Here is a 17,835-nt window from a genome sequence, read left to right as displayed (position 1 = left end):
CCCGCCGAAGCCCTGCCCCGCCCCCGCCGAAGCCCCGCCCGGAGCCCCCGCCGAAGCCCCGCCCGGGAATACCCCCTGGACCGCCACCGTTCCGTAGGTATAGTTGAACAGTCAACAACCTGCGGAGAGTGAGTCAGCCATGCAGTCCGGATCCGGCATGCAGTTCGGGATCTTCAGCGTCGGCGACGTGACGCCGGACCCCACCACGGGCCGCACCCCCACCGAGCACGAGCGCATCAAGGCCATGGTCGCCATCGCGCTGAAGGCCGAGGAGGTCGGGCTCGACGTGTTCGCGACCGGCGAGCACCACAACCCGCCGTTCGTCCCGTCCTCGCCCACCACGATGCTCGGCTACATCGCCGCCCGCACCGAGAACCTGATCCTCTCCACCTCCACCACCCTCATCACCACGAACGATCCGGTGAAGATCGCCGAGGACTTCGCGATGCTCCAGCACCTCGCCGAAGGCCGGGTCGACGTGATGATGGGCCGCGGCAACACCGGCCCGGTGTACCCGTGGTTCGGCAAGGACATCCGCCAGGGCATCAACCTCGCCGTCGAGAACTACGCGCTCCTGCACCGCCTGTGGCGCGAGGACGTCGTGACGTGGGAGGGCAAGTTCCGTACGCCCCTGCAGTCCTTTACCTCGACGCCCCGCCCGCTGGACGGCACCGCGCCCTTCGTCTGGCACGGCTCGATCCGCTCCCCGGAGATCGCCGAGCAGGCCGCGTACTACGGCGATGGGTTCTTCCACAACAACATCTTCTGGCCGCAGGAGCACACCAAGAAGATGGTCGAGCTCTACCGCAACCGGTACGCGCACTACGGACACGGCACGCCCGAGCAGGCGATCGTCGGGCTCGGCGGGCAGGTCTTCATGCGGAAGAACTCCCAGGACGCGGTGCGGGAGTTCCGCCCGTACTTCGACAATGCCCCGGTCTACGGGCACGGCCCGTCCCTGGAGGAGTTCACGTCCCAGACCCCGCTGACCGTCGGCTCCCCGCAGGAGGTCATCGAGCGGACGCTGTCCTTCCGTGACGCCGTCGGCGACTACCAGCGCCAGCTGTTCCTGATGGACCACGCGGGCCTGCCCCTCAAGACGGTCCTGGAGCAGCTGGACATCCTCGGCGAGGAGGTCGTCCCTGTCCTGCGCGAGGAGTTCGCCAAGAACCGCCCGGCGAACGTCCCGGACGCACCGACGCACGCCGCACGCGTGGCGGCCGCCCAGAGCAGTGCCGAGAAGGAGGTCACCGCATGAAGCTCGTCGTCGTATCGGCGGGGCTGAGCGTCCCGTCCTCCACCCGCCTCCTGGCCGACCGCCTCGCGGCGGCCACCGGACGCCACGCCGACGTGGAGATCGAGGTCGTCGAACTCCGCGACCTGGCCGTGGAGATCGCGCACAACTACGCCACCGGGTTCCCCGGCCCCGAGCTGAGCGCGGCGGCGGACGCGGTGAAGTCCGCGGACGGCCTGATCGCCGTCACGCCGGTCTTCTCCGCCTCGTACAGCGGCCTCTTCAAGTCGTTCTTCGACGTGCTCACGGTCCTCGACAAGGACGCGATCGCCGGTACGCCGGTCCTGATCGCGGCGACAGGCGGCACCGCACGCCATTCGCTGGTCCTGGAGCACGCGATGCGACCGCTGTTCGCGTATCTGCGGGCGGTGGTCGTGCCGACCGCCGTGTACGCGGCGTCCGAGGACTGGGGCGCGGACGGCCTGGAGGGCCGCATCGAGCGGGCCGCGGCCGAATTGGCCAGAATCATGCGACCGGCAACGGTCGAGGAGGACGAGCTGATCCCCTTCGAGCGGCAGCTCGCGGCGCTGCGGCCGGAGTAGATCCGGCCTGGGCGCAAGAGCGCAAGGCAGCAAGAGCGCAAGGGCGCGGGTTGTCAGGGCGCGGGGTGTCAGGGCCACACCAGGCAGTACGCCTGATGCCCCGCGTCATGCAGCCGGTGGCTGAAGTCCTGCCATTCGTGCAGCAGTTGATAGACGTTGAACGCGTCGCGCGGGCCGCCGCGGTCGGGGACCGTGGACCAGATGAACGCCGCGGCGCCCACCGACTCCTCGCCGATGCCGCGCAGCGGGTCGACGACCGTCATGGGGAGCTTCACCACGGCGTAGTCGGGGTGCAGGACGACCAGTTCCAGCGGGGGGACCTTGTTCAGGGGTATCCCCTCGATGCCGGTCAGGACCATCGCGGCCACCGTCTCCGGCTTGATCTTCGTGAACATGCCGCCCATGCCGAGCTCGTCGCCGCCGAGCTCTTCGGGGCGCATCGAGATGGGCACTCGGGCGGCGGTCGCGCCGTCCGGGGCTCCGAAGTACTTGTAGGTCACCCCGCCCACCCGGCCACTCCTGGTTCCCGCCCGGTCCTGCTCCGTCTCGCCCCGTGCCAAGGCTTCTGCCTCGGCCGCTTCCGCCTCGCGCCGGTGCTTGCCGATCCGCCGGGCACGCCGCGGACCCAGGTCGTCGGTCCCCTCGCCCAGTCCGCCACCGCGATGCATATCTCCACCCGACTGCTTTTCCAGGGCGCCCGCCCCTGCTTTTCTAGGCCTCGCGGCCCCCGCCGCGCAACCCGATCATCGTGTCAGTGACCTCCCCCACGGTCACCGGCTAAAACGTCGAGTGAAACACCTGTCCGCAGGATGTCCGAAGCCTCTGACACCATGGTTCATGTGAGCTTCCCGTATAGCGCCCCAGTTTCGCAGACTCTCTTCGACCGTGCGGCGGCCGTGACGCCCGGCGGTGTGAACTCTCCCGTGCGCGCTTTCCGCGCTGTGGGCGGTACGCCCCGCTTCATGGTGTCCGGTACCGGTCCGTACCTCACGGACGCCGACGGCCGTGAGTACGTAGACCTCGTCTGCTCGTGGGGGCCGATGATCCTCGGCCACTCCCACCCCGATGTGATCGCCGCCGTCCAGGAGGCCGTCGCGCGCGGCACGTCCTTCGGCACGCCCGGCGAGGGCGAGGTCGCGCTCGCCGAGGAGATCGTCGCGCGCATCGCGCCCGTCGAGCAGGTGCGTCTTGTCTCCAGCGGCACCGAGGCGACGATGTCCGCGATCCGCCTGGCGCGCGGATTCACCGGCCGCGCCAAGATCATCAAGTTCGCCGGCTGTTACCACGGTCACGTGGACGCGCTGCTCGCCGCCGCGGGATCCGGTCTCGCCACCTTCGGTCTTCCGGACACCCCGGGCGTCACCGGCGCCCAGGCGGGCGACACGATCGTCGTCCCGTACAACGACCTCGATGCCGTGCGCGCCGCGTTCGCCGCGAACGCCGGTGAGATCGCCTGTGTCATCACGGAGGCGTCGCCGGGCAACATGGGCGTCGTACCGCCGCGTGAGGGCTTCAACCAGGGCCTGGCCGACCTCTGCCGGGAGAACGGCGCGCTGTACATCTCGGACGAGGTGATGACCGGCTTCCGTACGTCGAAGGCGGGCTGGTTCGGCGTCGACGGCGTGCGGCCCGATCTGATGACCTTCGGCAAGGTCATGGGCGGCGGCTTCCCGGCCGCCGCTTTCGGTGGTCGCGCCGATGTCATGGGGCACCTCGCCCCGGTCGGTCCCGTCTACCAGGCGGGCACCCTGTCGGGGAACCCGATCGCGACGGCCGCGGGCCTCGCGCAGCTGCGGCTGCTCGACGACGCGGCGTACGAGAAGGTCGACGCCGTCTCCGAGCAGCTGCGCGGCCTGGTCACCGAGGCGCTCTCCAAGGAGGGCGTGGCGCACCGGCTGCAGAACGCGTCGAACATGTTCTCCGTCTTCTTCACCGACGGTGACGTGCGGAACTACGACGACGCGAAGGCCCAGGAGTCGTTCCGCTTCACCGCGTTCTTCCACTCGATGCTGTCGCAGGGCGTGTATCTGCCGCCGTCGGCCTTCGAGTCCTGGTTCGTCTCCACCGCCCATGACGAGCGGGCGATCGAGAAGATCGCCGCGGCCCTGCCTTCGGCGGCGCGCGCGGCGGCCGAAGCCACTGAATCCACCACGGAGGCCACCGCATGAGCGCGGGCAGCGAGCTCACAGTCGTCCATGTGATGCGCCACGGGGAGGTGGAGAACCCGGAGGGGATCCTCTACGGACGCCTTCCCGACTACCACCTCTCCGAGCTGGGGCGGCAGATGGCCGACCGGGTCGCCGAGCACCTCGCCCCGCGTGACATCACGCACGTCGTGGCCTCACCCCTGGACCGCGCGCAGGAGACGGCGACGCCGATCGCCAAGGCGCAGGGCCTTGATCTGGCGACGGACGGGCGGCTCATCGAGGCGGGCAACGTCTTCGAGGGCAAGACCTTCGGGGTCGGCGACGGCGCGCTGAAGAACCCGGAGAACTGGAAGCACCTGGTCAACCCCTTCAAGCCGTCCTGGGGCGAGCCGTACGTCGAGCAGGTCGTGCGGATGATGGGCGCCCTGGACGCGGCGAAGGACGCGGCCCGCGGGCATGAAGCGGTGTGCGTCAGCCATCAGTTGCCGATCTGGATCGTGCGCAGCTTCGTGGAGAAGCGGCGCCTGTGGCACGACCCGCGCAAGCGGCAGTGCACGCTGGCCTCCCTTACGACGTTCACGTACCGCGGCGACAAGATCGTGTCGGTCGGGTACAGCGAGCCGGCGCGGGATCTCGTCCCCGCTCATCTCCTCGCGGGCGCCAAGCCGGTGAAGGGGAAGGCCAAGGCGTTCGGCGCTTAGTCAGTGGCGGCTCGCCTTCGATTGGCTCGCCTTCGATTCGTAGTCGACGGCGGGTAATTGACTGGCGACTGTATGTCCATTCTCGGCAAAAAGCGCTAAATATGTGCTTGTTGCAGGAACCCTCTAGTTCGTCGCGCCCTCTTACGGGGCGTCCATCGTGCATGGACGCAGGGCGCGACGAATGGGGATGGAATGCGCGACTTCAGTCGCAGGGGAATGCTCGGTCTCGGAGTCGGGACCGCCGCCGCTTTGGGTCTTGCCGGCTGCGGCACGGGCAGCAGCAGTCATTCGGCCGGTTCCGCGGAGAAGGGCGAGGGCGGTCAGGGTGGCGGCAAGCACCCGGCGAAGCCGATCGGTGACGGCTCGACCTCGTACACGGGCAAGCAGCCGCATCAGCCGGGCAAGCCCGTCCCCCTCCAGCCCGGTGAGACGCCCCCGCAGTTCGTGATCTTCTCCTGGGACGGTGCGGGCGAGGTCGGCAACGGTCTCTTCCCGCGCTTCCTGAAGCTGGCCGAGGACCACGACGCGAAGATGACGTTCTTCCTGTCCGGGCTCTATCTCCTCCCCGAGTCCAAGAAGCGGATGTACAAGCCGCCGAACAACGGGGTCGGCGCCTCCGACATCGGTTATCTCACCGACGGTCACATCAAGGAGACGCTGAAGTACGTCCGTCAGGCCTGGCTCGAAGGCCATGAGATCGGCACGCACTTCAACGGGCACTTCTGTGCGGGCAGCGGCACGGTCGCCAACTGGACGCCCGCGCAATGGCAGAGCGAAATCGACCAGGCCACCGCGTTCGTGAAGGAATGGCGCACGAATACCGGCTGGACCGAGCTGCCGTCGCTGCCTTTCGACTACGACAAGGAACTCGTCGGCGGCCGTACTCCCTGTCTCCTCGGCCAGGAAAACCTGCTGCCGACGGCGAAGAAGCTCGGCTGGCGTTATGACGCCTCCTCGCCCGGCGGCCGTCAGCGCTGGCCCCAGAAGAAGATGGGCATCTGGGATCTGCCGCTCCAGGCGATGCCGTTCCCCGGGCACTCCTTCGAGGTCCTTTCGATGGACTACAACATCCTGGCCAACCAGTCGCACAACTCCACCAAGGCGCCGCCGGCCAACTATCCGGGCTGGCGCAAGCAGGCCACCGAGTCCTACATCGCCGGATTCAAGCGGGCGTATGAGACCAACCGCGCGCCGTTCTTCATCGGCAACCACTTCGAGGAGTGGAACGGCGGCATCTATATGGACGCCGTCGAGGAGGCCCTGAAGCACATAGCGGGCAAGAAGGACGTACGCCTCGTCTCGTTCCGGCAGTTCGTCGACTGGCTCGACGTCCAGGACCCGAAGGTGCTCGCCGACCTGCAGGGCCTTGATGTCGGCCAGGAGCCCACCGGTGGCTGGAAGGGACTCGGGAAGGCCGTCTGAAATGGGACTTTCCGCAACCCCGGGGGGTGCGGAAGATCCCCGAAACAGACATGCGAAACTTTTCACATGAGTGCCGCCTGCCGCGCCCCCCACAGCACGAACCGCAGCCGTAGCCGCAGCCGCGCCGCCCTTCTGGGCGCTGGGGCCGCGGTCGCCGCGCTGACCCTGTCGGCGTGCGGCTCCGGCGGCACGTCCGGTGGCTCCGGGAACACGAACTTCGTCACCGGCTCCGACGGCATCGCCACGGCCGGCAAGGGCGAACGCCAGGACGGGCCGAAGCTCGAGGGGGAGACCCTCACGGGCAAGCACCTCGATGTCGCCGACTACAAGGGCAAGATCGTCGTCCTGAACGTATGGGGCTCCTGGTGTTCGCCGTGCCGGGCCGAGGCGCCGAACTTCGCGAAGGTCTCCAAGGACCTCAAGGGCAAGGGCGTGCAGTTCGTCGGGATCAACACCCGCGATCCGCAGAAGGGCCCGGCGCTCACGTTCGAGAAGGAGTGGAAGATCTCCTACCCGAGCCTGCACGACCCGATGGGCAAGCTGATGCTGCGCTTCCCCAAGGGCACGATGAACCCCAAGTTCATCCCCTCCACGATCGTCCTGGACCGCGAGGGCAAGATCGCGGCCCGCTCGCAGCAGGCGCTCAACGAAGAGAAGCTGCGCAAGATGATCGACCCGCTGATCGCGGAGAAGTGATCTCCTCGTGATGTCCTCTCTCGCCGCCGTCGGCGAAGCGAACCAGACCGTCATGAACGGGGCGCTCCTCCTGGCGCTGCCCGTGGCCGTGCTCGGTGGTCTCGTCTCCTTCTTCTCGCCGTGCGTCCTGCCGCTCGTGCCGGGCTATCTGTCGTACGTCACCGGGGTCGGCGGCACCGACCTCGCGGAGGCCAAGCGGGGCCGGATGGCCGCCGGGGCCGGGCTCTTCGTGCTCGGCTTCACCGCCGTCTTCGTCTCCACCGGGGCGCTCTTCGGATACGTCGGGCAGAACCTGCAGGAGTACCAGGACGTCATCACCAAGGTGCTCGGCGTGGTGATGATCGCCCTCGGCATCTTCTTCATGGGCCTCATGCCCTGGCTCTCCCAGCGCGAATTCCGCTTCCACAAGAAGCCCGCCGCCGGGCTCGCGGGCGCTCCTGTGCTCGGCGCGCTGTTCGCCGTGGGCTGGGCGCCCTGCGTGGGGCCGACGCTCACCTCCGTCAACTCCCTGGCGCTCGACCAGGGGAGCGCGGGGCGCGGGGCCATACTGAGCGTCGCGTACTGCGTGGGGCTCGGGCTGCCGTTCATCCTCGCGGCGATCGCCTTCCGCAAGGCGCTCGGCGCGTTCAGCTGGGTGAAGAAGCACTACGTCTGGGTGATGCGCATCGGCGGCATCATGATGATCGCGACCGGGCTGCTCCTTGTCACCGGCGTCTGGGACAGCATCGTGCAGCAGATGCAGGTCTGGTCCAATGGCTACACGGTGGGGATCTGATCCATGAGCAAGACCGAAGCCCCTGAAGAACAGAGCGACCTGGGCGCCGCGGGCTCCCAGCTCTCCACCGCCCCGGTCGACCGGGCGATGCCAGGATCCTTCGGCGGCAGGCGCGCTCCCGGCGTCACCGGATGGCTCGTCTGGACCGGCCGTGAGATCACCGGCTGGGTGCGCTGGATGTGGCGGCAGCTGACCTCGATGCGGGTCGCGCTGCTCCTGCTGCTCCTGCTCTCGCTCGGCGCGATCCCGGGCTCGCTGATCCCGCAGACCAGCATCGACGAGCTGAAGGTCGCGGACTTCAAGAAGGCCCACACCACGCTCGGGCCGATCTACGAGAAGTTCCAGCTGTTCGACGTCTACAGCTCCGTGTGGTTCTCGGCGATCTACATCCTTCTCTTCATCTCCCTCATCGGCTGCATCGTGCCCCGCACCTGGCAGTTCGTCGGCCAGCTGCGCGGGCGCCCGCCGGGCGCCCCCAAACGGCTCGACCGGCTGCCCGCGTACACCACGTGGCGCACCGAGGCGGAGCCCGAGCAGGTGCACGAGGCCGCGCTGACCCTGCTCAAGGGGCGGCGCTTCCGCGCGGACCTCACGAGCCGCCAGGGCGGCGGGGCGTCCGTCGCCGCGGAGAAGGGCTACCTGCGTGAGGCGGGCAACCTCTTCTTCCACATCTCCCTGATCGTGCTCCTGGTGGCCTTCGCCGTCGGCGCGCTGTTCAAGTCCGAGGGCGGCAAGCTCATCGTCCAGGGCGACGGGTTCTCCAACACCCTCACCCAGTACGACAACTTCAAGTCCGGCAACCTCTTCAACACCGACGACCTGGCGCCGTTCACCTTCAAGCTGGACAGCTTCGAGTCGTCGTTCGAGAGGAAGGGCCCCGAGAAGGGGACGGCCCGCACCTACCGTGCGAACGTCACCTACAGCGAGGGCATCGACGGCCCCGAGAAGAAGAAGGCCATCGAGGTCAACAAGCCGCTCGAGGTCGACGGCTCGAAGGTCTACCTCATCGGCCAGGGCTACGCGCCGACCGTCACCGTGCGCGACGGCAAGGGCAAGGTCGTCAGCAGGCAGTCGACGCCGCTCCTTCCGATCGACTCCAACGGCACGGCCACCGGCGCCATCAAGATCCTCGACGGGTACCGCGACAAGAACGGCAAGAAGGAGCAGCTCGGCTTCAACGCCTTCTTCGTGCCGACGTTCGCGGGCTCCGGCCAGGGCAACATGTTCTCCCAGTTCCCCGCGCTCGACTATCCCGTGCTCGCGCTGTCCGCGTACCACGGGAGCCTCGGTGTGGACTCCGGGCTGCCGCAGAACGTCTACCAGCTGGACACCAGCAAGATGGAGAAGTTCAAGGACTCCAAGGGCGAGCTCCTGAAGAAGCGGATGGTGCCCGGCGAGACGATGAAGCTGCCGAACGGCGCCGGCTCGATCACCTTCGAGAAGGACATCAAGCGCTGGGCGACCTTCCAGATCTCCCAGCAGCCCGGCAGCATGTGGGCGCTCGTCGGAGCGATCTGCGCCATCGCGGGACTCGCCGGATCGCTGTTCATCCAGCGCCGCCGCGTGTGGGTGCGGGCCGTGCGGGGCGCCGACGGTGTCACCGTCGTCGAGATGGCCGGGCTCGGCCGCAGCGAGTCCGCCAAGCTGCCCGAGGAACTGGGCGACCTCGCCGCACACCTTCACGAGACGGCGCCGAGCGCGCCCGATCCAGACCATGCCGATCATGCCGGTGACACCCCCGATGCCGCGCATGCCGACTCCACCCCCGATGTTGTTCCTGCCGAAGGGGCTGAGAAGTGAATCTCGCCACCACCCTCGCCGCCGAACCAAATGAGAACCTCGCGCACATCAGCAATGTGCTGATCTACTCCGCGATGGCCGTCTACCTTCTTGCCTTCTTCGCGCACATGGCAGAGTGGATCTTCGGCAGCCGCAGCAAGGTCGGCCGCACGGCCGCCGCGCTGACCGCCAAGACGGATGCCGTCGCCGCCAAGGCGCCCGCCGTCACCGTCCAGGCCAAGGGCGGCACCGCCGTCCTCGACCGCCCCAAGTCCACCCCCAAGGTCGTCACCCGCTCCGTCACCGGAACCCGTGACGTGCCGGACGGTCCCGGTGCCTCGGCAGGTGACGAGAAGGGGGACCTCTACGGCCGTATCGCCGTGTCCCTCACCGTGCTCGCCTTCCTCGTCGAATTCGGTGGTGTGCTCACCCGCGCCCTTTCGGTGCAGCGGGCGCCGTGGGGCAATATGTACGAATTCAACCTGACCTTCTCGACCATGGCCGTGGGTGTGTACCTCGTGCTCATGGCGCTGAAGAAGAACGTCGGCTGGCTCGGGCTTCCGCTGATCACCACGGTCCTCCTCGATCTCGGTCTCGCCGTCACTGTCTTGTACACCGCCAGCGACCAGTTGGTTCCCGCCCTTCACTCGTACTGGTTGTGGATCCACGTCTCCACCGCGATCTTCTGCGGTGCGGTCTTCTACGTCGGCGGCGTCTCGACGGTGCTCTACCTCTTCCGGGACAGCTACGAGTCGAAGCTGGAGCGCGGCGGACAGCCCGGAAAGTTCGCCACGTCCGTCATGGAGCGGCTGCCCTCCGCGGCCTCCCTCGACAAGTTCGCCTACCGCGTGAACGCCGCGGTCTTCCCGCTGTGGACGTTCACGATCATCGCGGGCGCGATCTGGGCGGGCGACGCGTGGGGCCGCTACTGGGGCTGGGACCCCAAGGAGGTCTGGTCCTTCATCACCTGGGTCGCCTACGCCTGCTACCTGCACGCGCGCGCGACCGCGGGCTGGAAGGGCCGCAAGGCCGCCTACCTGGCCCTGATCGCCTTCGGCTGCTGGCTGTTCAACTACTACGGCGTGAACATCTTCGTCACCGGCAAGCACTCGTACGCGGGGGTCTGACCCCCCCGCACCGCCCTTTGCCGTACGCCGCCCGTAAGTACGCGCAAGGGGTGCGGAACGGGGCGTACCGGGCCAGGCTTGGGCCATGACCGCGATCATCGGGCAGGGCACGAGCAGGACGGAGCGCCCCACCGGTACCGGGGGGCCGACCCAGCACCTCCACCACGAGCTCCGCCTTCCCCACCCTGTGGAAAAAGTCTGGGCCGCGGTGGCCACCCCGGAAGGTCTTCCGGGGTGGCTTGCCGCCGCCGACGTGTTCGAGCCGCGGCTCGGCGGTGCGGTCTCGCTGCGCTGGCTCAACGGGGACGAGTCGGCCACGCACTCCGGGCACATCACCGCGTGGGACCCGGAGCGGGTCGCCGAGTACACGATCGACCTGCACGGACGGTGCCGCTTCCACCTGGAGACGGCCGACGGCAAGGCAGGGACGACCCTCCGCTTCACCAACGAGTTCGACGGCGACGACGAGCTGCGCCTCGACTGCCTCGCCGGCTGGCACAACCACTTCGAGTTCCTCGTCGACGCGCTCGACGGGCGGCCGAAGGACTGGTCGGCGTGGAGCCTGGACCGGTGGCGCGAGCTGCGCGAGTCGTACGCGAAGAGCGAGTGATCAGCCCAGGGAGAACAGCCCAGGGAGATCAGCCCAGCGTGATCAGCCCAGCGTGATCGCGTCCAGCTTCGCCCGCAGATACGTGTGCGAGTCCACCGGCTCGTACGCCACCCGCCCCACCGGCGCGGGCACCGACTCCACGAGCGTGCCCGGCGTGCACTCGCCGAAGTAGACCAGGGACATCAGCTCCTCGGCCGGTGCGTCGGCCGGTGGCGGCAGGACCCGGTGGCGGCCCGAGCGCCAGCGGTCGCCGGTCCAACGGGCCATCAGATCCCCGATGTTGACGGTGAACGCCTCCGGGTCGTACGGGGCGTCCTGCCAGCCGCCCTCGTCGGTGAAGACCTGGAGTCCGCCCTTGCCCGCCTGCCGGTCGAGCACGGTGACCGTGCCGAAGTCGGTGTGCGGGCCGATGCGGAACTGGCCGGGCTGCGGCTTCCCCACGACCTCCGTGCCCGGGTACCAGTTGATATTGAAGCCGTACGTCGGGTGACTCATGTGCCGTGTGAAGAAGTCCGGCCGCTCGCCCAGTGCCTCGCCGAGGAGGGTGAGGAGCTGGTCGGTGAGTTTCTCCATCCGGGCGAGGTAGGCCGAGCAGAGAGCCCTCAGTCCGGGTGCCTCCGCGGGCCAGACATTCGGTTCGTACCACTCGGCGTTGACGGCCGGGTCGTCGAAGGGGCGCTCGGTCGCGAAGGTCAGGGACTCCTTGAGGTCGGGCGGGGTCTCGGTCCCCTCCGCGTAGCCGTTGGCCTCGGCGCCGGGGCCGAGCCAGCCGCGCCCGCCGACCTTCGCGGCGTACGGCTCCTTGACCGACGCGGGGAGTACGAAGAACGCGCGGGCCGCTGCCCGGATGCGTGTGCGCAGGGACGGGTCCACGCCGTGGCCGGTCACCAGCAGGAACCCGGCCGTCCGCAGCGCGCGGTCCACGGTCCGCGCGACGGCGGCACGGGCCGCCGGGTCGCCGGAGAGCCACGGTTCCAGGTCGATGGTGGGGATGCGGGGCTCGCCCCTGCCGTGCTCTCCCGAGGAGGTCGTCATGCTCTTCACTGTCCTCCCGGACAGGCCGTGACGTCAGCCCGCCACCCGCAGCAGCAGCTTCCCCGTGCTCGTGCGCGCCCCCATCAGGCGATGCGCGTCGGCCGCGTCCGCGAGGCCGAACTCCGCCGTCACCGGCAGCTCCACCGTCCCGTCGGCCACCTTCGCGAAGGCGCGGGCCGCGACCTCGCGCAGGGCCTGCGGTGCCGTCTTGGCGAGGGAGAGGATCGAGAAGCCGAAGACTCCGAGCGCCGTCCCGTACAGCTCGGGCTGGCCCACCTGCCACGGCTCCGCCGAGCTCGCGTTGCCGAAGGAGACGAGCCGGCCGAAGACGGCGAGCGCGGCGAGCCCGTCGCGGAACGCGTCGCCGCCGACCGGGTCAAGGGCGAGGTCCACCCCGCGCCCGCCGGTGGCCGCGCGGACCTCCGCGGCGAAGCCGTCCCCGACGAACACCTCGTCGTACCCGTGCTCAAGGGCGTACTTGGCCTTGGCCTCGCTCGACACGACGCCGTACACCGCGCCCGCGCCGCCCGCCTTCGCCAACTGGCCCACCACCGTGCCGATTCCGCCGGCCGCGCCCTGCACGAGGACCGTCTCGCCCGCGCGCAGCCGGCCCACTTCGTGGAGCAGGGCGTGCGCGGTGGGCAGGACCGTGGGCAGGGTGGCGGCCGTGCGCAGGTCCACGCCGTCCGGCAGGGCGAACACCGTGGTGGCATCGGCGAGCGCGACCTCGGCGTACGCCCCGCCCTCGGTGAGCGCGGCGACCTCCTGGCCGACCTCGAACCCCTCGACGCCCGCGCCGAGCGCCCGGACGCGACCGGAGACCTCCAGGCCCGGCACGTAGGGCAGCGAGGGCACGCGGTAGCCCTCGGCGCGGGCCTTGAGGTCGGCGAAGTTCACGCCGGTGTAGGCGACGTCGACGGTGATCTGGCCGGGGCCGGGCTCGGGGGCGCTCGTGTCGGCCACCCTGAGGACCTCGGGGCCGCCGTACTCCTGGAACTGGATCGCGCGCATGGTGGACATGGGCATGGCTGGGCACCTCTTCGAGTGTTTAACGGGAAGCGAACACTCGGAGTGTATGGTTTTCATCGAACACTCGGCAAGAGGCCGAGGGGGAGGGAGGGGTCGGCCGTGGCGAACACGCATCACCGCGCGGCGCCGGTGCACGTGCACCCGGACGAGGTGTCCGTACTGACCGCGCTCACCGCACTGGCCGATCCCGTACGCCTGGAACTGGTACGGGAGTTGGCGTCGTCCCCCGACTGGTCCCGCGCCTGCGGCAGCTTCGACGTACCCGTCGGCAAGGCGGCGCTGAGCCACCACTTCGGGGTGCTGCGGGGAGCGGGGATCGTCGAGCAGCGGGACGAGGGGCCGCGACGGGTCAACCGGCTCCGCCGGGAGGAGTTCGAGGCGCGCTTCCCGGGCCTGCTCGCGCTGGTGCTGCGGCCCGACTAGTCGGCTCCGATGTCCTCGTGCCACAGCTCCGGCCGCGCCGCGATGAAGTCCTCCATCATCGCCGCGCACGCGGGATCGTCGAGGACCACGATCTCCACGCCGTGCTCCGCGAGCCAGTCGTGCCCGCCGTGGAACGTCCGCGCCTCGCCCACGACCACCCGCGAGATCCCGAACTGCCGCACCAGGCCGCTGCAGTACCAGCAGGGGGAGAGCGTCGTGACCATCGTCGTCCCGCGATAGGTGCGCTGCCGCCCCGCGTCCCGGAACGCCGACGTCTCCGCGTGCAGGGACGGATCGCCGTCCTGGACGCGGCGATTGTGCCCGCGCCCCAGCAGAACCCCGTCCGCGCCGTAGAGCGCGGCGCCGATCGGGATACCGCCCTCCGCGAGCCCCTGCCGCGCCTCGTCGACAGCGGTCGTGAGCCATGCGCGGGCCTGTGCCTGATCCATGCGTGCACCCTTCGTGAGGTCCCTGTCAGGAGCCATCGTCCCCGCCGATGGCCCCATCGGCACGACGCCCCACTGGCTCGTGGACCAGCGCATACGTCCGCTCGTAGCTTCGACGCATGACCTCAGAGAACAAGGGCACGGCCCAGCTCACCGCCGCGATGGTGCTCTCCGGCACCCTCGGGATCTTCGTCGTCGAGTCGGGCGCGTCGGCCTTCAACGTCGTGTTCTTCCGCGTGCTCTTCGGTGCCCTCGCCCTGGGCGCCTACGCCTTCGCCCGCGGCTACTTCCGCGGCCACGGCCTCACCCCGAAGAAGCTCGGACTCGCCGCGCTCGGCGGCGCGTTCATCGTCTTCAACTGGGTGTTCCTCTTCAAGGCGTACGAGGAGACCTCGATCTCCCTGGCCACCGTCGTCTACCACACGCAGCCTTTCCTGCTCGTGCTGCTCAGCGCGGTCATCTTCCGCGAGCGCCTGACCAGGCATCAACTCATGTGGCTGGCCACCGCGTTCGCCGGTCTCGTCCTGGTCTCCGGGGTGCGTCCTGGCGACCTCGGCTCGCTCACCGGCATCGGCTTCGCGCTCCTTGCCGCACTGCTCTACGGCCTGTCCACGCTCGTCACCAAGCGCATCACCGGTGTACGACCCCACCTCATCGCCCTGGTCCAAGTCCTCGTCGGCATACCGCTGTTGCTGCCCTTCGCCGACTTCGGCGCGATGAGCGGCACGGGCTCGGGCTGGGCCTGGCTGGTCGGGCTCGGCGTCATCCACACCGGCCTCATGTACGTCCTGATGTACGCGGCGTACGCGAAGCTGCCCACCGCCAAGATCGCCGTACTCGCCTTCACCTACCCGGCGGTCGCGATGGTCGCCGACTGGGCCGTCTACGGGCACCACATCGGGCTCGTCCAGGCGCTCGGCGTACCGCTGATCGTCCTCGCGAGCCTCAAGGTGAACCGCGCCAAGTCGCCCAGGAAGGTGGCTAGTTCACCGGCTCCTGAGACTGCTGAGCCTCCGCTGCCTGCTCCCGCACCAGCCGTACCGACTGGTCGATGAACAGCCGCACATGCGAGGCAAGCCGCTTCCCCGACCGCCACGCCAGCTGCGTGTGCAGCACGAACGGCGGCTCCCACGGCAGCGCGACAAGCACCCCCGAAGCCAGCTCCTCCCGCACCGCCACCCGCGGCAGGAGCGCCACCCCGAGGCCACCGGCGACACCCCGCTTGGTGGCCTCGATCGTGCCGAACTCCATGAAGGGCGGCGGGGCGCCGTTGCGCACCCGCAGCTCGTCCTCGAACAGGTCGCGATAGGGGCAGCCCGGCTCCGTGCCGACCAGCTGCACCGCCGCCAGGTCGCCCGTGGCGAGCGAGTCACCCCCGTGCCCGGCCAGCGGATGCGTCGGCGCGCAGACCAGGACCAGCGGCTCCTCGGCGAGGACCTCGGTCTCCAGGCCCGCGTGCGTGGTCTCCCGCTCCATCAGGAACCCCACGTCGTACGTCCCCTGCCGCAGCGCGTGGCGGGTCTCGTCGCCGAGGGTGGGGCGCAGCGAGAGCTGCACCTTCGGGTAGCGGTGGTGGAAGAGTTCGAGCAGCGGGGGCAGGCGGTAGGAGGTCAGCGACTCCATCGTGCCGACCGCGATCGCGCCGCTCGGTTCCCCGGCGTCGGCGACCTCGGCCCGTGCCTCTTCCGTCAGCTCGATGATCTGCCGGGCGTAGGGGAGCAGGCGCTCACCGGCCTGAGTCAGACGGATGCGGCTGCCGAGCCGGTCGAAGAGCTCGGTGCCCAGCGAGGACTCCAGGGAGCGGATCTGGCTGGTGACGCTGGACTGGGCGTACTTCAGCTCGGCCGCGGCCTGCGTGAAGCTGAGTACGGACGCGACTTTTTCGAAGGTGACGAGCAGCCGCAGTTCCATCATTCAGCCTTCCGTTGCCCTGGCCCTAGCTCTCCGTGCCCTTGTCCCGCTTCTTGTCGTCCGGGTCCTCGTCCCTGAGGGACTTCAGGAACTCGGGGTTGTCGTCCGGCGCGACCCACTGTCCGCCGCGCCCGGCGCGCGGGCCGCTTCCGGCGGCGGGTGTCTTGCGCACCTTGCCCGTGACGAACCAGGCGATCGGTCCGAGGAGAACCTCGCCGAAGAGCAGCACGATGATGACCCAGACCACCTTCGGCAGATGCCTGATCTCCTTCTCCGGAGTGTTCAGGACATCGATGAAGGCATAGATCCACACGGCCAGGACCAGCAGGAACGGCAGATACCGGAGCATGGTGGCGCGATTCCCCAAGCGACGAAGGTAGGGCGGCGTGCGGGCCCCGCTGTCGGGGCCAGGGTAGCCGGTGACCGATACTTGACCGCATGGCTTATGACGATCTTCGCTCCCTGCTCCGTGCACTGGAGCGCGAGGGCGATCTCAAGCGCATCAAGGCCGAGGTCGATCCGTATCTGGAGGTCGGCGAGATCACCGACCGGGTGCAGAAGTCCGGCGGCCCCGCGCTCCTCTTCGAGAACGTCAAGGGCTCGGCGATGCCCCTTGCGATGAACGTGTACGGGACGGACCGCCGCCTCCTGAAGGCGCTCGGCCTGAAGTCGTACGGCGAGATCAGCGAGAAGATCGGCGGCCTGCTCAAGCCGGAGCTGCCGCACGGCTTCGTCGGGGTGCGCGAGGCGTTCGGGAAGCTCGGCGCCATGACGCACGTGCCGCCGAAGAAGGTGAAGTCCGACAACGCGCCCGTGCAGGAGGTCGTCCTCACCGGCGACGACGTCGACCTGGAGAAGCTGCCCGCGCTCTTCACCTGGCCCGAGGACGGCGGCTCCTTCTTCAACCTGGGCCTGACCCACACCAAGGACCCGGACACCGGCGTCCGCAACCTCGGTCTGTACCGCCTCCAGCGCCACGACAAGCGCACCATCGGCATGCACTGGCAGATCCACAAGGACAGCCGCAACCACTACCAGGTGGCCGCCCGCAGGGGCGAGAAGCTCCCCGTGGCGATCGCCTTCGGCTGTCCGCCCGCCGTGACGTACGCGTCGACCGCGCCGCTGCCCGGCGACATGGACGAGTACATGCTGGCCGGGTTCATCCAGGGCAAGCGCGTGGAGATGGTCGACTGCAAGACGGTCCCGCTCCAGGTCCCGGCGCACGCCGAGGTCGTCATCGAGGGCTGGCTGGAGCCGGGCGAGATGCTCCCCGAGGGTCCCTTCGGCGACCACACCGGGTTCTACACGCCGCAGGAGCCGTTCCCCGCGCTGAAGATCGACTGCGTGACGATGCGGAAGCGTCCGCTGCTCCAGTCGATCGTCGTGGGCCGGCCGCCGACGGAGGACGGCCCCCTTGGCCGCGCCACGGAGAGGTTCTTCCTCCCCCTCCTCAAGGTGATCGTCCCGGACATCGTGGACTACCACCTGCCGGAGTCGGGCGGCTTCCACAACTGCGCGATCGTCTCGATCGACAAGAAGTACCCGAAGCACGCGCAGAAGGTCATGCACGCCATCTGGGGTGCGCACATGATGTCGCTGACCAAACTGATCGTGGTCGTGGACAAGGATTGCGACGTCCATGACCTGCACGAAGTGTCCTGGCGCGCGCTCGGCAACACCGACTACGCCCGCGACCTGACGGTGGCCGAAGGTCCCGTCGACCACCTCGACCACGCCTCCTACCAGCAGTTCTGGGGCGGCAAGGCGGGCATCGACGCGACGAAGAAGCTGCCCGAAGAGGGATACACCCGGGACGGGGGCTGGCCGAACATGGTCGAGTCCGACCCGGAGACGGCGTCGAAGGTCGACCGCCGCTGGAAGGAGTACGGGCTCTAAAG

The 17,835-nt window shown here is 69.0% G+C and carries 19 protein-coding genes; 13 read left to right on the top strand and 6 right to left on the bottom strand.

Annotated features, from left to right (window positions below; translation table 11 throughout):
- Positions 1–157 precede the first annotated feature (157 nt).
- A complete protein-coding gene (locus M4V62_RS19440) occupies positions 158–1,258 on the top strand; it encodes an LLM class flavin-dependent oxidoreductase (RefSeq protein WP_249592905.1) in 1,101 nt (366 codons plus the stop codon).
- Positions 1,255–1,836 carry an FMN reductase gene (locus M4V62_RS19435; protein ID WP_249588517.1) on the top strand — a complete coding sequence of 194 codons (582 nt, stop codon included), beginning with the start codon at positions 1,255–1,257 and terminating at the stop codon, positions 1,834–1,836. The genes M4V62_RS19440 and M4V62_RS19435 overlap by 4 nt, the downstream gene beginning before the upstream one ends.
- 68 nt (positions 1,837–1,904) lie before the next feature.
- Here M4V62_RS19435 and M4V62_RS19430 read toward each other — a convergent pair whose 3' ends face one another.
- Positions 1,905–2,504 (bottom strand): hypothetical protein, encoded by a 600-nt coding sequence (locus M4V62_RS19430; RefSeq protein ID WP_249588516.1) that lies wholly within the window; start codon positions 2,502–2,504, stop codon positions 1,905–1,907.
- Positions 2,505–2,666: 162 nt separating this feature from the next.
- On the opposite strand from M4V62_RS19430, the gene hemL reads away from it, so the two are divergent.
- The 8 genes from hemL (at position 2,667) to M4V62_RS19390 (ending at position 11,093) form a co-directional block, all read left to right on the top strand.
- Positions 2,667–4,004: a glutamate-1-semialdehyde 2,1-aminomutase gene (gene hemL, locus M4V62_RS19425; RefSeq protein ID WP_249592904.1), complete on the top strand. Its 1,338-nt coding sequence runs from the start codon at positions 2,667–2,669 to the stop codon at positions 4,002–4,004.
- Complete coding sequence (locus M4V62_RS19420) at positions 4,001–4,684, top strand: histidine phosphatase family protein (protein WP_249588515.1); 684 nt, start codon at positions 4,001–4,003, stop codon at positions 4,682–4,684. The genes hemL and M4V62_RS19420 overlap by 4 nt, the downstream gene beginning before the upstream one ends.
- A 192-nt stretch (positions 4,685–4,876) precedes the next feature.
- The gene (locus tag M4V62_RS19415) at positions 4,877–6,106 is read left to right on the top strand and encodes a polysaccharide deacetylase family protein (protein ID WP_249588514.1); all 1,230 of its coding nucleotides are present in this window, start codon (positions 4,877–4,879) and stop codon (positions 6,104–6,106) included.
- 66 nt (positions 6,107–6,172) lie between these two features.
- Positions 6,173–6,802, top strand: a complete 630-nt coding sequence (locus M4V62_RS19410; protein WP_249588513.1) for a TlpA family protein disulfide reductase — start codon at positions 6,173–6,175, stop codon at positions 6,800–6,802.
- Positions 6,803–6,812: 10 nt separating this feature from the next.
- On the top strand, positions 6,813–7,577 hold the full coding sequence (locus M4V62_RS19405) for a cytochrome c biogenesis CcdA family protein (RefSeq protein ID WP_249592903.1): 765 nt from the start codon (positions 6,813–6,815) through the stop codon (positions 7,575–7,577).
- Positions 7,578–7,580: 3 nt separating this feature from the next.
- Positions 7,581–9,377: a cytochrome c biogenesis protein ResB gene (gene resB, locus M4V62_RS19400; RefSeq protein ID WP_249588512.1), complete on the top strand. Its 1,797-nt coding sequence runs from the start codon at positions 7,581–7,583 to the stop codon at positions 9,375–9,377.
- On the top strand, positions 9,374–10,483 hold the full coding sequence (gene ccsB / locus M4V62_RS19395; RefSeq protein ID WP_249588511.1) for a c-type cytochrome biogenesis protein CcsB: 1,110 nt from the start codon (positions 9,374–9,376) through the stop codon (positions 10,481–10,483). Before resB ends, ccsB begins: the two co-directional genes overlap by 4 nt.
- An 85-nt stretch (positions 10,484–10,568) precedes the next feature.
- Positions 10,569–11,093: an SRPBCC domain-containing protein gene (locus M4V62_RS19390; protein WP_249588510.1), complete on the top strand. Its 525-nt coding sequence runs from the start codon at positions 10,569–10,571 to the stop codon at positions 11,091–11,093.
- A gap of 42 nt (positions 11,094–11,135) precedes the next feature.
- Here the strand turns inward: M4V62_RS19390 and M4V62_RS19385 are convergent, their stop codons facing one another.
- Both M4V62_RS19385 and M4V62_RS19380 read right to left on the bottom strand, forming a co-directional pair.
- Complete coding sequence (locus tag M4V62_RS19385; RefSeq protein WP_249588509.1) at positions 11,136–12,128, bottom strand: isopenicillin N synthase family dioxygenase; 993 nt, start codon at positions 12,126–12,128, stop codon at positions 11,136–11,138.
- A gap of 33 nt (positions 12,129–12,161) precedes the next feature.
- Positions 12,162–13,139 (bottom strand): quinone oxidoreductase family protein, encoded by a 978-nt coding sequence (locus tag M4V62_RS19380; protein WP_249592902.1) that lies wholly within the window; start codon positions 13,137–13,139, stop codon positions 12,162–12,164.
- A 117-nt stretch (positions 13,140–13,256) separates the two neighbouring features.
- Here M4V62_RS19380 and M4V62_RS19375 point away from each other — a divergent pair, with 117 nt between their 5' ends.
- Positions 13,257–13,580 (top strand): ArsR/SmtB family transcription factor, encoded by a 324-nt coding sequence (locus M4V62_RS19375; protein ID WP_249588508.1) that lies wholly within the window; start codon positions 13,257–13,259, stop codon positions 13,578–13,580.
- Here M4V62_RS19375 and M4V62_RS19370 read toward each other — a convergent pair.
- A complete protein-coding gene (locus M4V62_RS19370; RefSeq protein ID WP_249588507.1) occupies positions 13,577–14,029 on the bottom strand; it encodes a nucleoside deaminase in 453 nt (150 codons plus the stop codon). The genes M4V62_RS19375 and M4V62_RS19370 overlap by 4 nt on opposite strands.
- Positions 14,030–14,145: 116 nt before the next feature.
- On the opposite strand from M4V62_RS19370, the gene M4V62_RS19365 reads away from it, so the two are divergent.
- Positions 14,146–15,081 (top strand): DMT family transporter, encoded by a 936-nt coding sequence (locus M4V62_RS19365; RefSeq protein WP_249588506.1) that lies wholly within the window; start codon positions 14,146–14,148, stop codon positions 15,079–15,081.
- Here M4V62_RS19365 and M4V62_RS19360 read toward each other — a convergent pair.
- Positions 15,008–15,937: a LysR family transcriptional regulator gene (locus M4V62_RS19360; protein WP_249592901.1), complete on the bottom strand. Its 930-nt coding sequence runs from the start codon at positions 15,935–15,937 to the stop codon at positions 15,008–15,010. The two genes, M4V62_RS19365 and M4V62_RS19360, sit on opposite strands and share 74 nt — an antisense overlap.
- Before the next feature lie 25 nt (positions 15,938–15,962).
- Positions 15,963–16,304, bottom strand: coding sequence for a PLD nuclease N-terminal domain-containing protein (locus M4V62_RS19355; protein WP_425575329.1), 342 nt, complete (start codon positions 16,302–16,304; stop codon positions 15,963–15,965).
- Between the two features lie 71 nt (positions 16,305–16,375).
- Between M4V62_RS19355 and M4V62_RS19350 the strand changes: the two genes are divergently transcribed.
- Positions 16,376–17,833, top strand: coding sequence for a menaquinone biosynthesis decarboxylase (locus M4V62_RS19350; RefSeq protein ID WP_249588505.1), 1,458 nt, complete (start codon positions 16,376–16,378; stop codon positions 17,831–17,833).
- Positions 17,834–17,835: the final 2 nt, after the last annotated feature.

Source organism: Streptomyces durmitorensis, from assembly GCF_023498005.1.
GTDB classification, from domain to species: domain Bacteria; phylum Actinomycetota; class Actinomycetes; order Streptomycetales; family Streptomycetaceae; genus Streptomyces; species Streptomyces durmitorensis.
The sequence above is the reverse complement of the archived record's forward strand: the minus strand, read 5'-3'. Positions and strand labels throughout refer to the sequence as shown.

Coding starts and splice junctions, on each gene's coding strand:
- M4V62_RS19440 (WP_249592905.1), top strand. CDS start 158: ATGCAGTTCGGGATCTTCAGCGTCGGCGACGTGACGCCGGACCCCACC.
- M4V62_RS19435 (WP_249588517.1), top strand. CDS start 1,255: ATGAAGCTCGTCGTCGTATCGGCGGGGCTGAGCGTCCCGTCCTCCACC.
- M4V62_RS19430 (WP_249588516.1), bottom strand. CDS start 2,504: ATGCATCGCGGTGGCGGACTGGGCGAGGGGACCGACGACCTGGGTCCG.
- hemL (WP_249592904.1), top strand. CDS start 2,667: ATGGTTCATGTGAGCTTCCCGTATAGCGCCCCAGTTTCGCAGACTCTC.
- M4V62_RS19420 (WP_249588515.1), top strand. CDS start 4,001: ATGAGCGCGGGCAGCGAGCTCACAGTCGTCCATGTGATGCGCCACGGG.
- M4V62_RS19415 (WP_249588514.1), top strand. CDS start 4,877: ATGCGCGACTTCAGTCGCAGGGGAATGCTCGGTCTCGGAGTCGGGACC.
- M4V62_RS19410 (WP_249588513.1), top strand. CDS start 6,173: ATGAGTGCCGCCTGCCGCGCCCCCCACAGCACGAACCGCAGCCGTAGC.
- M4V62_RS19405 (WP_249592903.1), top strand. CDS start 6,813: ATGTCCTCTCTCGCCGCCGTCGGCGAAGCGAACCAGACCGTCATGAAC.
- resB (WP_249588512.1), top strand. CDS start 7,581: ATGAGCAAGACCGAAGCCCCTGAAGAACAGAGCGACCTGGGCGCCGCG.
- M4V62_RS19390 (WP_249588510.1), top strand. CDS start 10,569: ATGACCGCGATCATCGGGCAGGGCACGAGCAGGACGGAGCGCCCCACC.
- M4V62_RS19385 (WP_249588509.1), bottom strand. CDS start 12,128: ATGACGACCTCCTCGGGAGAGCACGGCAGGGGCGAGCCCCGCATCCCC.
- M4V62_RS19380 (WP_249592902.1), bottom strand. CDS start 13,139: ATGCGCGCGATCCAGTTCCAGGAGTACGGCGGCCCCGAGGTCCTCAGG.
- M4V62_RS19370 (WP_249588507.1), bottom strand. CDS start 14,029: ATGGATCAGGCACAGGCCCGCGCATGGCTCACGACCGCTGTCGACGAG.
- M4V62_RS19365 (WP_249588506.1), top strand. CDS start 14,146: ATGACCTCAGAGAACAAGGGCACGGCCCAGCTCACCGCCGCGATGGTG.
- M4V62_RS19360 (WP_249592901.1), bottom strand. CDS start 15,937: ATGGAACTGCGGCTGCTCGTCACCTTCGAAAAAGTCGCGTCCGTACTC.
- M4V62_RS19350 (WP_249588505.1), top strand. CDS start 16,376: ATGGCTTATGACGATCTTCGCTCCCTGCTCCGTGCACTGGAGCGCGAG.